Origin of the sequence: Butyrivibrio sp. M55 (assembly GCF_900116865.1) — a bacterium.
In the GTDB taxonomy this organism is placed as follows: domain Bacteria; phylum Bacillota; class Clostridia; order Lachnospirales; family Lachnospiraceae; genus Butyrivibrio.
Window position 1 is genome coordinate 345,541 of record NZ_FPCD01000003.1, and the last position, 14,508, is coordinate 360,048.

General features: G+C 41.5%; 16 protein-coding genes, 1 tRNA gene and 1 rRNA gene. All 18 read left to right on the forward strand.

What is annotated here, in order from left to right; genetic code table 11:
* The first annotated feature begins 155 nt into the window (after positions 1-155).
* The gene (locus BM398_RS05785) at positions 156-563 is read left to right on the forward strand and encodes a prepilin peptidase (protein ID WP_051199141.1); all 408 of its coding nucleotides are present in this window, start codon (positions 156-158) and stop codon (positions 561-563) included.
* The gene (locus BM398_RS05790; protein ID WP_092336818.1) at positions 560-1,579 is read left to right on the forward strand and encodes a P-loop NTPase family protein; all 1,020 of its coding nucleotides are present in this window, start codon (positions 560-562) and stop codon (positions 1,577-1,579) included. The genes BM398_RS05785 and BM398_RS05790 overlap by 4 nt, the downstream gene beginning before the upstream one ends.
* Positions 1,580-1,658: 79 nt before the next feature.
* Positions 1,659-2,816: a CpaF family protein gene (locus tag BM398_RS05795; protein ID WP_092336838.1), complete on the forward strand. Its 1,158-nt coding sequence runs from the start codon at positions 1,659-1,661 to the stop codon at positions 2,814-2,816.
* Between the two features lies 1 nt (position 2,817).
* Positions 2,818-3,516, forward strand: coding sequence for a type II secretion system F family protein (locus BM398_RS05800; protein ID WP_175531854.1), 699 nt, complete (start codon positions 2,818-2,820; stop codon positions 3,514-3,516).
* Positions 3,517-3,612: 96 nt separating this feature from the next.
* A complete protein-coding gene (locus tag BM398_RS05805; protein WP_175531855.1) occupies positions 3,613-4,989 on the forward strand; it encodes a type II secretion system F family protein in 1,377 nt (458 codons plus the stop codon).
* A gap of 33 nt (positions 4,990-5,022) precedes the next feature.
* Positions 5,023-5,241, forward strand: a complete 219-nt coding sequence (locus tag BM398_RS05810) for a Flp1 family type IVb pilin (RefSeq protein ID WP_034500810.1) — start codon at positions 5,023-5,025, stop codon at positions 5,239-5,241.
* On the forward strand, positions 5,225-6,661 hold the full coding sequence (locus BM398_RS05815; protein ID WP_139233787.1) for a DUF5702 domain-containing protein: 1,437 nt from the start codon (positions 5,225-5,227) through the stop codon (positions 6,659-6,661). Before BM398_RS05810 ends, BM398_RS05815 begins: the two co-directional genes overlap by 17 nt.
* Complete coding sequence (locus BM398_RS05820; RefSeq protein WP_092336822.1) at positions 6,651-7,553, forward strand: TadE/TadG family type IV pilus assembly protein; 903 nt, start codon at positions 6,651-6,653, stop codon at positions 7,551-7,553. The genes BM398_RS05815 and BM398_RS05820 overlap by 11 nt, the downstream gene beginning before the upstream one ends.
* 9 nt (positions 7,554-7,562) lie before the next feature.
* Positions 7,563-7,994, forward strand: coding sequence for a prepilin peptidase (locus tag BM398_RS05825; RefSeq protein WP_092336823.1), 432 nt, complete (start codon positions 7,563-7,565; stop codon positions 7,992-7,994).
* Positions 7,981-8,439 (forward strand): hypothetical protein, encoded by a 459-nt coding sequence (locus BM398_RS05830; protein WP_092336824.1) that lies wholly within the window; start codon positions 7,981-7,983, stop codon positions 8,437-8,439. Before BM398_RS05825 ends, BM398_RS05830 begins: the two co-directional genes overlap by 14 nt.
* A gap of 3 nt (positions 8,440-8,442) precedes the next feature.
* On the forward strand, positions 8,443-9,783 hold the full coding sequence (locus tag BM398_RS05835; protein ID WP_092336825.1) for a DUF6382 domain-containing protein: 1,341 nt from the start codon (positions 8,443-8,445) through the stop codon (positions 9,781-9,783).
* A 49-nt stretch (positions 9,784-9,832) separates the two neighbouring features.
* Positions 9,833-10,843 carry an SCP2 sterol-binding domain-containing protein gene (locus tag BM398_RS05840; RefSeq protein ID WP_092336826.1) on the forward strand — a complete coding sequence of 337 codons (1,011 nt, stop codon included), beginning with the start codon at positions 9,833-9,835 and terminating at the stop codon, positions 10,841-10,843.
* Positions 10,844-10,852: 9 nt separating this feature from the next.
* Positions 10,853-11,521, forward strand: a complete 669-nt coding sequence (locus BM398_RS05845) for a rhomboid family intramembrane serine protease (protein WP_092336827.1) — start codon at positions 10,853-10,855, stop codon at positions 11,519-11,521.
* Positions 11,521-11,925, forward strand: coding sequence for an HIT family protein (locus BM398_RS05850; protein ID WP_026656212.1), 405 nt, complete (start codon positions 11,521-11,523; stop codon positions 11,923-11,925). Before BM398_RS05845 ends, BM398_RS05850 begins: the two co-directional genes overlap by 1 nt.
* A 16-nt stretch (positions 11,926-11,941) precedes the next feature.
* Positions 11,942-12,784: a fumarate hydratase gene (locus BM398_RS05855; protein WP_092336828.1), complete on the forward strand. Its 843-nt coding sequence runs from the start codon at positions 11,942-11,944 to the stop codon at positions 12,782-12,784.
* Positions 12,785-12,827: 43 nt separating this feature from the next.
* Positions 12,828-13,385: a Fe-S-containing hydro-lyase gene (locus BM398_RS05860; protein ID WP_026656210.1), complete on the forward strand. Its 558-nt coding sequence runs from the start codon at positions 12,828-12,830 to the stop codon at positions 13,383-13,385.
* Positions 13,386-13,484: 99 nt separating this feature from the next.
* Positions 13,485-13,572 (forward strand) — tRNA-Ser (locus BM398_RS05865).
* Positions 13,573-14,275: 703 nt separating this feature from the next.
* Positions 14,276-14,508, forward strand: a 16S ribosomal RNA gene (locus BM398_RS05870); the annotation flags it as partial.

A 14,508-nucleotide genomic window follows, 5' to 3' on the forward strand; every position in this document is an offset into this window, starting at 1 on the left:
GGTTGCGCGATGAAAATTTTATTTCATAAGGTTTGGAAAAAATATTAATTGTGCAAAATGCTGAAAAGAAATTTGCCTATTTACAAACAAAAATTCAAGTGATAAATTTGTAAATCGCGAGCTCGAAAAAAACGAAAGGAGAAAATCTAATTTACGTGATTTTGATATTGTTCTTAACGGGAGCAGTATTCACAGATCTCTACAGAGATAAGATTTATAATCTCTGGGTGATACCGGGAATGATCGCCGGAATCGTGGGATCTGCGCTGGCAGGAAAGGATAATCTTATTTCTTGTCTGACAGCGATTGGAATTACTTTTGCTATATTGCTTCCTGTGTATCTTCTTAAAGGAATTGCTGCGGGAGATGTTAAACTCTTTATGTCAGCAGCGTCTTTCCTATCCATTGAGGACACAATGTCCTGTATCATAATGGCTTTCTTTGTAGCCGGTCTGATCTCTTTGTCGATTCTCTTGTTTAAAAGAAATAAGAAAAAGACTATCCACTTCGCAGTACCTGTTCTCGTAAGTGCGATTTTTACCTTAGGAGGTGTGGTTGTATGAACAGACCTTTACTTACGATCTGTGACACGGAAAAGGATTATTGCAGAAGACTGGATGAATATTTGAGAGATCATCTGAATTTGTCTTTTGAAATCTGTTCATTCACCGATGCAGAGATTTTTAAAGAGTTTGTAAAAGAGAAGATTCCTGAACTTTCTGTTCTCTCACAGAGTGTGTACTCGGCGCTTTTAGAAGGAGGAAGCATCAAAGCTGTAAAAAACATTTTGGTGCTTGATGAAGCAAATTCCTCTGTGAATGAGGACGAAAGTCAGGAAGAAGAAAAGAATGTATGCCATATAAGTAAGTATCTTCCTGCGGGAAAGATAATAGATGGCATTTTGGATTTCTGTGTGAAGATTCCCGGTAATATCGGGAATCTTGATGCAGAGAGAGGCTCGGAAAAGGTAAAACTTCTGGGACTTTTTTCACCACTTTCAAGGTGTGGGCAAACGGCGTTTGCCGTAAAACTTTGTGAGGAACTTTCAAAGCATGGTAAGACAATGCTCCTTAACTTTGACAGTTTTTCAATGGTCACAGAGATAATGGGGCAGGATGCGGAAGAGGATATCACGGATCTTCTTTATTACTCCGAGTGTGAAGAGGGAAAGTTTTCTGTATATCTTGAGAGGATTAAGAGAAATGCAAGAGGATTTGATTTTGTTCCGCCTGCAAAGACGGCAACTCAGATAAAAGAAATTACTTTTGAGAGAATCAAGTCGCTTACAGAGCTGCTTTCTGAAATCGCGGGATATGAGTACATTGTTCTTGATCTTTCCGAGTTCCCGGATGGCCTTTTTGATATCCTGAGAATTTGCACAAGAGTATTTACTGTTGTGGGCGAGAGCAGGGAAGAAAATTATAAGCTTGAGCAGTATACGAAAGTACTTGGGCAGAACGGATATGACGATGTGCTTGCGAATACCGTGAGATGTCTTTTCCCTAAAGACGGCTCTTACGGAGGGCTTTCAACCTATGCGAGTGAAATGCTTGCGAGGGAGGAGCTTGTAAGTGAGTGATTTTGATGAGCTTAAAAAAGATGTAAAGTCTAAAGTTTTGCAGTCGCTTGATTTTTCAAAGGATATTTCCGATGAGGAAATGTTTGAACTGATCGATAGGGAATTATCTGTAAGTACGCGTGGGCGTGCAATCTCAATGGAGCTTAGAAAGAATCTAAGGCTCCGAATATTTCATTCGATAAGAAAACTTGATATTTTGCAGGAACTTGTTGATGATCCTGAAGTTACGGAGATTATGATAAACGGCGTCGACAATATTTTCACCGAGAGGAACGGAAGAATTGTCAGACAGGAACTGGGATTTGAGTCCAAAGAAAAACTTGAGGATATCGTTCAGCAGATAGTTGCTTCGTGCAACAGAGTTGTAAATGAGTCTTCGCCAATTGTGGATGCAAGATTGTCCAACGGATCCAGAGTAAATATTGTTCTTAGTCCGGTTGCGTTAAACGGGCCAATAATTACGATAAGAAGATTTCCCGAAAATCCCATGACTATGGAAAAACTTATAGAATTTGGCGCACTTACGCCATACATAAGGGATTATCTGGCGCAGCTTGTAAGAGCAGGTTACAACATTTTTATTTCAGGTGGTACCGGTTCGGGAAAGACAACTTTTTTGAATGCTCTTTCCAACTACATTCCAAAGGACTTAAGAGTCATCACTATCGAGGATAATGCTGAGTTGCAAATCAGGGAAGTTCCAAATCTTGTAAGACTTGAAGCAAGAAATGCAAATGTGGAAGGCTGCAAGGAGATTACGATAAGAGACCTGATCAAGTCTTCACTTCGAATGAGACCTGACTGGATCATTGTAGGTGAGGTCAGAGGAAGCGAGTGCGTAGATATGCTTCAGGCTATGAATACCGGTCATATGGCGATGTCTACAGGCCATGCCAACAGCGCGTCAGATATGCTTTCCCGAATTGAGACGATGGTGCTCATGGGAATGGACATTCCGCTTTCTGCGATAAGAGGTCAGATTGCTTCCGGAATCGATATTGTGGTTCATCTCGGAAGGCTTCGCGACAGGTCGAGGAAAGTGCTTGAGATATGCGAACTTTCGAAAGAACCCGATTCTGGTTCGGGAAGAATTATGACAAATACTCTTTTTAGATTTGTGGAAACGGGAATGGATAATGACGGCAAAATAGCCGGTGAATGGAGGAAAGTCGGTGACATTTCAAACAATGAAAAACTTCTTTCTGCAGGTATTAAACTTCCGACCGACGATAAATGATTTGCCGGTACTGGTTCAGGGAGCGGTAATCGTGGTTCTTTTCGGAAGATTGTTTTATGATTCGTGGATTGCGGTAGTATTTCTTTTGCCACTTGTTATACCGTGGTTTTTCTATAGAAAGAAAATCGAAAAAATGAAGAGAGTAAGGATTCTTGGAATTCAGTTCAGAGATGCCATAGCATCTGCGCTCACAAGCCTTAAGGCGGGATATTCCATTGAAAACGCATTTAGGGAATCGGGAAGAGATATGGAACTTCTTTATGGAAAAAAGAGCCCTATCTGTCAGGAACTAAAGCGTATATATAAAGGACTTGGAAACAACATACCGCTTGAGAAACTTATCGGAAGACTTGGAAAGGAAAGCGGCAACGCTGATATAGAGGAGTTTGCGGAGGTTTTTGCCGTGGCAAAAAGGAGCGGCGGAAACATGACTGATATTATTGAAAGAACGATATCGGTTATTTCAAGAAAGATGGATGTCGAAAAAGAAATCGATGTTTTGATAAGTTCAAAGCGATTGGAAGCTGGGATAATGAATATTGTTCCGTTTTTTATCATCTTCTATATAAGTATCACCAGTAACGGCTTTTTTGATCCGTTATATCACAATGTTGTGGGAGTAATCCTTATGACAATCTGCATGCTCGTGTACTTTGCGGCATATCTTTTATCTCAGAAGATTGTAAATATCTCAATATAACAAAGGTAGTTTTATATGTTGTTTCTTTATTTGATATTCCCGGTGGGGATATTTGTCTTGTGGATCTTGGCGCGAGGAGAGGTACTTCCTTCTGATATGGAGGAAACAGGTATTAGTCGTGAGTTCCTGAAAATTGCGCTCTTTGTTTTCAAAAGATTACCGATAAGAGACAGGTTTTCTTTTGGTGAAAAGGTCAGAAGTTATCTGAGAACTCTTGGTAACAGAAAAAATGTTGAAAAGGCTGAAACTGAATATTATATCCGAAAGATTTCAATCGTACTTATCATGGCGGTTGCGGGAAGTTTTCTTTCTGCGCTCATGTACCTTAGTACCATGATGGGAACCGGGGTGTACAAGACTCAGGAGCTTAAAAGAAATAACGGCGGCGACGGAGAGTACGAGGCAGAGCTTATTGCGAGTGATGAAGACGGAAAGGAAATAGGTGAGGCGAAGATTCTTGTCGGAGAGCGGCTTTATACGGAAAGCGAAGCGGACAAAATGTTTGAAGAAGCTTCGGAAATTCTGCAGAAGACTGTTCTTGGTGACAATGATTCTTTTGATCATGTGACTGAAGATATTAAGCTTGTAGAAAGACTTGAAGGGTATCCGTTTATTATCGACTGGCACATTGATGACTACGAAGTGATTCATTATGACGGAAGGCTTGAAGATGAGAATATTCCCGAAGGGGGAGCTGTGGTAAATCTTATCGCGGAGTTTAAATACAACGGCAGAATTTGGGAACTGCAGCTGCCTGCGAGGCTTTTTAAGAAAGAGATTACGCCAAAGGAGAAGATCAATTCTGAACTTAGAGATCTTTTGAAAAAAGCGGAAGAAGGTTCCGCAAACAAAGAAAGCGTTGAGCTTCCGAAAAGCTACAACGATGATGTCATAATCTGGAAGGAAAAAGTAGAAGACAACAGCCTTCTGATACTTGTCATAACGCTGATAGGCGGCGCCGCTTCATACATTCTTAAGGATAAAGAGTTAAAGAAGGGCATAGAAAACAGAGCTTTTCAGATGCTTAATGATTATCCGCAGCTGGTATCGCAACTTGTTCTCTATCTTGGCGCAGGTATGACGATGAGAAATATCTTCGAAAAACTTGCGCAGGATTATCTCAGAAAAAGTAAAAGCAGCGGTAAGAAGCAATATGTTTACGAAGAGATTGTTGTTGCGGTAAGAGAGCTCTCAAGCGGTGTTTCTGAGGCGACTGTATATGAAAATTTTGGAATAAGATGTCAGAGCAGGCAGTACACGAGGCTTGCCACGCTTCTTTCGCAGAACCTCAGAAAAGGAAACAGTGAGATGCTCAAGATTTTGCAGGAAGAATCGCAAAAAGCGTTTGAAGAAAAGATGGACAGAGTAAGGAAACTTGGAGAAGAAGCGGGAACAAAACTTTTGCTTCCGATGATAATGATGCTGGTCATTGTAATGGTGATCATTATGATACCCGCATATCTTTCTTTTTAAAAAATATATTTAGTAAAAAACGGAGGAGAAAAAATGAATTATTTAATGATAGGTGCAAACAAGATCAAGAATAAGATAAAGGAGGGAATCTGCAAGTTCTGGAGTGATGAGTCGGGAATGGGAACGGTTGAAGTAATTCTTATCATCGTAGTTCTTATCGGACTTGTAATTGTGTTTAAGCAGCAGATTGCCGGAATCGTAGAAGATATTTTTAAGGCAATAAGGGAAGATACACGTGTTATTACGAACTAAAGGATATTTGACAGTTTTTTTATCCCTTACGATAACGATGATCATGTCTCTTATTCTGGCTCTATACAGCGGAGCCAGGATTGGGGCTGTGAAGATGAAGACTGAATGTGTGGCGGATATAGCCATGAATTCTGTCCTTGCTGAGTATAGCAGAGAGCTGTATCGGCAGTATGGGCTTCTTATGGTTGATACTTCGTACGGAACGGGTAGCCATTCAATAACAAATACTGAAGAGCATTTACGAAAATATGCGCAGAAAAATTTTGAACCGAGCACGGTCGGAAGGCTGACGGGAACAAGCACGATGATGCGGGCGTTTTGCAAAGATGCGAGGATTACCGGGAGTTCTTTTGCGACTGATAATGACGGAGCGGTTCTTAACAGGCAGATTCTTGCGTACATGTCGGCTGAACCTGCAGAGGGGATGCTGACGGATGTAGATGACAATATCGGTAAGCTTAAGGGTGCGGGATTTGATACGACTGATGTAGATGAGATGGCGCGTGAAAATCAGGAGGAAATTGACAGTTTGGAGCTTCCGACAAAAATAAACGAGGACGGTGAGGAAGAGGAAGTCAGCTTGGGAAATCCTGCGGATGCCGTTAATTCTCAGAGGGGAATAGGTGTATTGTCTCTTGCGGCCGGTGGTATAGACATATCGAGAGCTGCGGTGGATCTTTCGAATTATGCATCGAACCGAACTATGAATAAAGGTACCGGGCTCAGGGACTATGAGGAAATATCCGCTTCGGAGAAACTTCTTATAGATGAGTATCTTTGTGAAAAGTGTGGAAGATACGGCGGAGAACTGGAAAAATCGCTTCTTAAGTATCAGCTTGAGTATCTTATTTTTGGACAAAACAGCGATTACAGAAATCTTGAAAAGATGGCGCAGACACTATTTTTCTGGAGGCAAGCGTCGAATTGGATGTATATGCTTGGATGTTCTTCCAAACAAAGTAAGGCGGATGCGGTTGCAAGTGCACTTACTGCGGTTCTTATGGCGCCTGAGTTTAAGGATCCGGTCAAATGGTCCATCATTTTTGCTTGGGTTTTTGCGGAGAGTGTATCGGATGTGAATATTCTTCTTGAAGGAGGGAGAGTTCCTCTTTTTAAGAGTGATTCAACATGGCAACTGGGGCTTGGAGAGATGCTTCTTTTCAGAGGAAATCTTGGGAGAAAAGATTGCGGAGAAGGTCTTTATTACAAGGATTATCTTAGGATGAAACTTGGAATGACGGATTTAAAAGATAAGACGAAGAGGCTTATGGACATTATCGAGATGGATGTTCGAAGAACTGCCGGGAACGGAGAGTTTATGATCGATCATTGCCTTGATACTTTTTGTGGCGAGCTTACAGTCGGGACAGGTTTTGGTTATGAGGTGAAGATAGAGAGGGTGTACGGATATGAAGAGTAGTCGGGAGGCAGATAAAGGCACTTCTTTAATATTTGATAATTCCAAAAATATAAAAATAAAAAAAGCTTTTTTCCGGGCGGTCAGAAAGAGAAAAGGAGTGTCTTTACCTGCGTCCATGACGGTAGAAGCTTCACTTGTACTTCCTCTTTTTATTTTCTTTTTTGCCAATCTCATGGTGATGTTCAATGTTATAAAAGTTCAGTCAGATCTTGAAGCGGCGCTCCATCAAGTGGGAAATGAAATCGCACTTAGGGCGTTTGATATTTCTTTTGCTGAAGATGCAGTAGTGATTGAAAGTGGCATGGATGTTGCCAAAGGAGTTGTTTCAGTGGCTTATGCATCGTCTAAGGTGCGGGAATATCTTGGGAGCGGTATTGATAAAAGCTGCATAGTCGGTGGGCTTGGCGGATTGGGCTACATGAGGTCTGATGTGACAGGCGGCGATATTATCGACATTGTTGTTAACTACAAGGTTAGGCCCTTGGTTTCGATTGCGGGTTTTACTAAGTTTCCTGTGGAAGGAAGATATTATGCCCACGCATGGACGGGATATGACATTATCGGATCAGGAGGAGACGGAGCCTGCGAGGAAGAGATGGTATATGTCACAGAGCACGGCGAAGTCTATCACAGGAATATAAGTTGCAGGCATCTAAAGCTGAGCGTTAAGAGTACGAGTTTGTCGGGAATAGATAAACTCAGGAATAATGACAGAGCTAAATATTATCCGTGTGAGTACTGTGCCGGGAAAATTACGGCAGGAGATGTGTTTATAACTGATTACGGAAACAGATATCACGGAAGAGTTGATTGCGCAGGACTAAAAAGGAAGATCTACACCATTCCAATCTCGGAAGTTGGTGCAAGGCGTCCATGCAGTGACTGCGGATAGAGGTAAATTATGATTATTCAGATAGTAGCATTGATCGTTCTTTTTGTAATAGCGGTCGAAGACATAAAAAGTATGAATATTTCTTCATGGAAGATATGGATATTGGCAGCGCTTTCTGTTGGGAGTGCTGTATTTGAGGTTGCAATGGGCTCGTATGACATTGAGAGTGCAGCGGTAGCTCTTTTGCCAGGAGTTGTGCTCATTGTGCTTTATTATGTGACCGGAAAGCAGATAGGACTCGGTGACGGAATGGTAACCTTGTGTATGGGACCGGCGTTTGGAATTGAAAGAGTCACGCTTGGGATAACGGTCGCGTTTTTTGTGAGCGGTTTGTTTTCGCTTGTGATAATCGCAGCATTAAGGGAAAAGAGAAAGAAGAGTTATCCTTTTATTCCTTTTATTACTGCGGGAATGGTGGTGGCAACAATTGCGCAAATATAAAGGATATATGACGGTTGAGGCAACGCTTGTGGTTCCAATGGCTGTCTGCGTTATAACACTTCTTATTTTGTTTTCATATTATCTTTACGGAAGGTGCATTCTTTCGCAGGACTGTTATGTCCTTGCGTTTAGGGCGAGTATTGATGCCGACAGATACGGAAATAATCCGGAAAGTACGGTATTTGCAAAAAGAGACAGAGTTCTTGGAAAGAAATATTTTGGAAGTACGAAGCCTGTCATACATGTAGAAAGCAGAGCTTCCGGAAAGGAAATAAAGGTCGAAGCAAGTGCAAGGATAAGAGCCGGAGCAATGGGAAATTATTTTTTGAAACCAAGATCCGGATGGGAATTTAAAGCGGGGCAAAAGGCGAAGTGCCTCGGACAGGTGAAACATATACGCAAGATGACAAGGCTTAAAGATATCGGACAAAGAGTATTTGATTAAAGGATGGAAACTAAAGTGGAATACAAATATTACAGAGATTTAAAGCACAGTTATATTATCGCTTTCTGCAATGAGGTGAGTGAGGAAGAACTTGGCGGATACAAGCTAAAGATAGCGGAGAACGGAAGGATCAAAAAGCTTCTTCCTGTTAGTCTCAGAAAGATCGATCTTGAGCAGCTTCTATATTATGAAGTAAGTTCAATGGTTAGTATGGAAGACAGGTTTTCTTCCAAGGGAATGAGTGCGGATGATCTTAAATGTTTTTTGCGTGAGCTGAAAGAAATGCTTGAAGGGCTTTCCGAGTATCTGCTCGGAGAGGAAGGGGTTCTTTTTGCACCGGAAAACATATATGTGAATATATCGTCGGGAGAATACAGATTTATGTATTATCCGTTTGAGGGAGAGAAGAAGACTTTTGCCGAGTTTACGGAGAAGCTGCTGGATCTGATAGATCACGATGATGAGGAGGCTATAGAAATATCTTATAACCTGTGTGAGCTTTCTAAGGAAGATGGAATACTTCTTCCGCAGCTTGTAGATGAAGCGCTTAAAGAGGAGCCTGTTCAGGAGGAAGAAACGCAGAGAAGTGAACTGAGCTTTGATGAGCCTGATGAGTTTGAGTATGAAGATGACGACGAGGAAGACGAAGTGTATGTGGAAAAGAAAAGTCGTGGTCTCGGAACGCGGAGCAAATTTATCTTTGCATTCTTATTTGCAGGGCTTGTTGCAGCTATCATGTACGTAAGGATGAACTTTGTGCTTTCTGAAGTGGAAAATCTTTTGTCGGTCGGAGTTATTTTGGCCTCTGTGGGGACGGGGGTAGTGGCTCTTTTTACAGGTATCAGAGATCTGAAAAAATCAGGACGTAAAATATATGAAGAAAGAGATTCGTGGGAAGATGATGAAGACGAAGATGATTATTACGATGCTCCTTCATATAGAGATTACAGCGCGTCATATAAAGCGCCTATCAAAATAACTTCTTCGGAAAAAGAATCTGTGAGCGCGTGTGCAGCTGAAGAAACAACGCTTCTTGCCGAAGAGGATTCGGGCGAGATGACGCTGTACAGCAGAAATGCGGATAAGACGTTCAGGATTCCGCTTGATAAGCTTCCAATCACGATAGGAAAACTGGAAGGCTATGTAGATACAGTTATTAAAGATATGAGCATCTCAAGAATCCACTGCAGATTCAGCAGAGATGGTGAAAAGATTGTTGTTTCCGATCTCGGATCGACGAATGGTACATACAAGAACGGTTTGAGGCTCGGACCGAAGGTGAAAGTGCCTATTGAAGAGGGTGATGAAATAAAGATAGGTCGAATTTGCTTTGACTTACGATAACTCTGAAAAATATATGTTATAATACCCTTAACCGGTTGGAGGGGTTCTAATGAAGATAAATATCTATTACGGTGGAAGGGGAATTATCGACGATCCCACTTTGTATGTTATTTCTCAGATTACAACAGTATTGCAGGAGCTTAATGTAAAGGTTCAGCAATATAATTTATATGAGCAGAAGAACGGAATCACTGCGCTTCCGAATACGCTTAAGGATGCGGACGGAATTATCTTGGCGTCTACGGTTGAGTGGTTCGGAGTTGGCGGCTATATGATGCAGTTCCTTGATGCGTGCTGGTTATACGGTGACAAGGAAAAGATTAAGAGTATCTACATGGCGCCTGTTGTGATGTCTACGACTCACGGAGAAAGAGAAGGAATGATGAGCCTTTCCGCTGCGTGGGAGATGCTCGGAGGACTTCCTTGCGAAGGAATCTGCGGATACATTGCAGATACCACAAAGCTCGAGAACAGTTCTGAGTATTCTAAGATTATAGATAAGAAGGCGGAGAATATTTACAGGACGATCAATCAGAAGATGCCTGTTTTTCCCGCAAGTAATCGCGCGGTCATCAACAAGGTTGCCGTTGCAAACAGCATAGATCTTACACCTCAGGAATCGGAGCAGCTTTCTGAGTATGCATCCGATGACAGATTTGTAAAAAAACAGAAAGAAGATCTTCAGGAGCTTGCAAGCATATTTAGGGATAAGATGGGCCAAGATGAAACTACGGCCGGCAATTCCGAGGAGTATGCTAAGAAACTTCAGAGTACATTTAGGCCGGTAGCCGGTATAAATGCCGTGTTTAAAGTTCTTTTCACCGATAATGCAAGGCTTAAGCCTGTGGTAATAAATGTTCAGAACAGCAGATGTACTTGTTCTGCGGGAGAAAGCGGAGAATGTGATGTTGTGATCACTACAGAGCAGAGAGTCTTTGAGGACATTCTTGACGGAAGAATTACATTCCAGAGGGCATTTATGGATGGAAGTATTAAAATGAAAGGTGATTTCAAGCTTCTCAGAAGTATGGATCAGCTTTTTGGACTTATGGAGGAATAACCGAAAGTTATGTCGGAAGGAATGTCTGAAGCTCAGGGCCAGATGAACCAGGAAGAGTTCTGGGAAGAGCAGAGAAAAATATATAAGACTGCGTATGTTACGATTGCGCTTGTAGTAGTAAATATTATTATGTACATATTATGCACGACCGATATCGGATACATTATTTATGATAAAGGTGCTTTGATGCTGTCCGATATTGATTCAAACTGGGGGAAGTTTAGGACATTTACCTCAATGTTCCTTCATGCGGATATAAATCACCTGACCAGCAATATGTTTATGCTAGTGCTTTTGGGAGGCGTGATCGAGAATTATACAGGACACTTGTTTTATTTGTTTATGTATATGATGGCCGGATTATTCGGGAATTTTTTCTCCCTGGGATATGAACAGTTTTTTGGAATAGACAGAATATCTGTCGGCGCAAGCGGTGCTATCATGGGAAACGTAGGTTTTCTGGCACTGTGGCTTATTTCCGGTGGTAAATCAAAAAGAAATATTGCGAATATGAAATTCAGGCTGATCGTTTTCGGATTGTACATTATTCAGTCGTGCTTTATACAGCCGGGTGCCAATACTCAGGCACATTTGGGTGGCTTCCTTATGGGAGTTGTCCTCGGCGTCGTTAATATAATAATATTTAAGAACAACAAAAAAATGGAGGGTTTGGCATAATGAGTGACTGCATCTTTTGCAAGATTGCTAACGGAGAGATTCCGTCAAATACTATTTATGAGAACGAGGACTTTAGAGTAATTCTTGATAACGGTCCGGCAACAAAGGGACATGCGCTGGTACTTCCCAAAAAGCACTATGCAGATCTTTTTGAGATTCCCGATGATGTTCTTGCCAAGGCTGTTCAGACGGGAAAGGTTGTAGCTTCTATGTTAAAAGAGAAGCTTCACTGCGATGGGGTCAATCTTGTTCAGAATAACGGAGCGGCAGCAGGTCAGACTGTTATGCACTACCATTTACATGTAATCCCGAGATATGAGAACGACGGACAGCATATTTTGTGGAAGCCCACAAGTCCTTCAGCTGAAGAGCTTGTAGAGGTAAAGAATACTATAATCGGTTAATACAAGGGGATATTTAATGCGTGAGATCAATGTTTCGGAAATTACCGAAGCGGTTAAAAATATGTGCATAGATGCGAACTATGCACTTTCTGAAGATATGAAAAAAGCTCTTGAGTCTGCTCAGAAAGAGGAAGTTTCAGAGCTTGGAAAACAGATTTTTTCACAACTGGAAGAAAATCTTGAAATTGCGGCTAACGATCAGATTCCAATCTGCCAGGATACGGGAATGGCGGTGTTTTTCTTTAAGATTGGGCAGGATGTTCATTTTACGGGTGGAAATCTTGGAGATGCGATAAATGAAGGCGTAAGACAGGGATATACGGAAGGCTACCTTAGAAAGTCGGTAGTCGGAGATCCTCTTATCAGAGTAAATACAAAAGATAATACACCGGCAATCGTACATTATGACATTGTTCCGGGGGATAAAGTTACAATCACATGTGCACCCAAGGGATTTGGTAGTGAGAACATGAGCAGAGTCTTTATGTTAAAGCCTGCTGACGGAGAAGAAGGCGTCAAGGAAGCGGTTGTTCGTGCTGTTAAGGATGCCGGCCCCAATGCATGTCCTCCTATGGTTGTAGGTGTAGGAATAGGCGGTACATTCGAAAAATGTGCAGAGATGGCAAAAGAAGCGCTTACAAGACCTGTTGGAAGCCATTCTGACAAAGAGCATATTAAAGCTATGGAAGAAGAACTGCTTGAGAGAATCAATAAAACCGGAATCGGCCCTGCCGGACTTGGTGGTAAGATGACGGCTCTTGCGGTGAATATAAACACATATGCCACACATATTGCGGGACTTCCTGTGGCAGTTAATATCTGTTGCCACGTAAACAGGCATGTTACCGTGACTTTGTGATATCGCTAGATTATAGAATAATTGGAATTGAGAAGGAATTGACATGAATAAAGAAATACAGGCTCCTGTCAGCGCTGAGGTCGTAAATGAGCTCAGTGCCGGCGATATGGTTTATATTACAGGAACTATCTATACAGCCCGTGATGCGGCACATAAGAGAATGGATGAAGCGCTTGCTGAGGGAAAAGAACTTCCTATAGATATAAAAGGAAATCTTATCTATTATATGGGACCTTCTCCTGCAAGAGAGGGCAGGCCAATTGGCTCTGCGGGCCCTACAACAGCCAGCAGAATGGATAAATACGCGCCCAAGCTCCTTGACCTGGGACTTGGCGGAATGATTGGAAAAGGTAAAAGATCTAAGGCGGTTTCAGACGCTATCGTAAGAAACGGATCTGTTTATTTTGCGGCAATAGGCGGAGCCGGAGCGCTTTTGTCAAAGGCGATAGTGGAATCGGAAGTTGTTGCCTATGACGATCTTGGTACAGAAGCTATCAGAAAGCTTAAAGTAGAGAAATTCCCTGCAATCGTAGTTATTGATTCTAAGGGAAATAACCTTTATGAAACAGCGGATAAGCTTTATAATAAAGAAAACGAATAAAAGAATTGACAAAGGATAAGCGACTTTGTATAATTACATTTGCGTCTTGGCTGTTAGCCAAGAGAATTCAAACCATATTTGGTAGAGGGATTCAGGCATGGAGAAATACTCAAGTGGCTGAAGAGGCGCCCCTGCTAAGGGTGTAGACCGTTCGCGCGGTGCGCGGGTTCAAATCCCGCTTTCTCCGTTGAAGTGAAACGTTACTGACTGATAGATTTCAGTTAGTAGCGTTTTTTTGTTTGTCCGGAAATTTTATATCATGCATATTAGTTTTGATATGTATGTGTTCTTTTTGTAAAAAAATTATCTAAAAAAATCTTTCAGATAAAAATGATAAAGTATTCTTGTCAACAATTTTTTACATAAAATAAAAAACAAAAAAAGCCTTGACAGAATAAAGCCTTGAAACATCTGGCTTGGAATATTTCTTGCGACTAAATAAAAAGTTGAGCGAAGTTTTTATACAAAAGAGACACTTTTGTATAAATGCAGAAATTATATTGGATCACAAATGGGCTATTTTGCGGTTTTAACTGCATTTCACCACAATATATAGTGTTCGGAAATTTTTTTAAAATTTCTCAAAAAAGTTGTTGCATTTGTATATACGCTTTGCTATAATAACTTTTGCCCGCTTGAGAGAGGGGCTGAAAACCGCAGAACTAAGCGGGTTTCATAAAAACTTTGAAAAAAGTTTAAAAAAGTTCTTGACAAAGCATTTCAACTATGTTATTATGAATGAGTTGCGGCGCTGAGCTGCAAGAACTAAGAACCTTGACAAATAAACAGTAATGCAACCCTGAAAGATTCCAAGAGAATAATTCAGAAAAATGTAAATTAACGGACAGAACGAAAAGCCAAGCTTAAGTTCTTAGCCGGATTAAACTTTTAAACGTGAGAGTTCGATCCTGGCTCAGGATGAACGCTGGCGGCGTGCCTAACACATGCAAGTCGAACGGAGATTTAACGCTGATGAAGCTTCGGCAGATTCTTGTTAAATCTTAGTGGCGGACGGGTGAGTAACGCGTGGGCAACCTGCCTCATACTGGGGGATAACAGCTGGAAACGACTGTTAATACCGCATAAGCGCACGGTATCGCATGATACAGTGTGAAAAACTCCG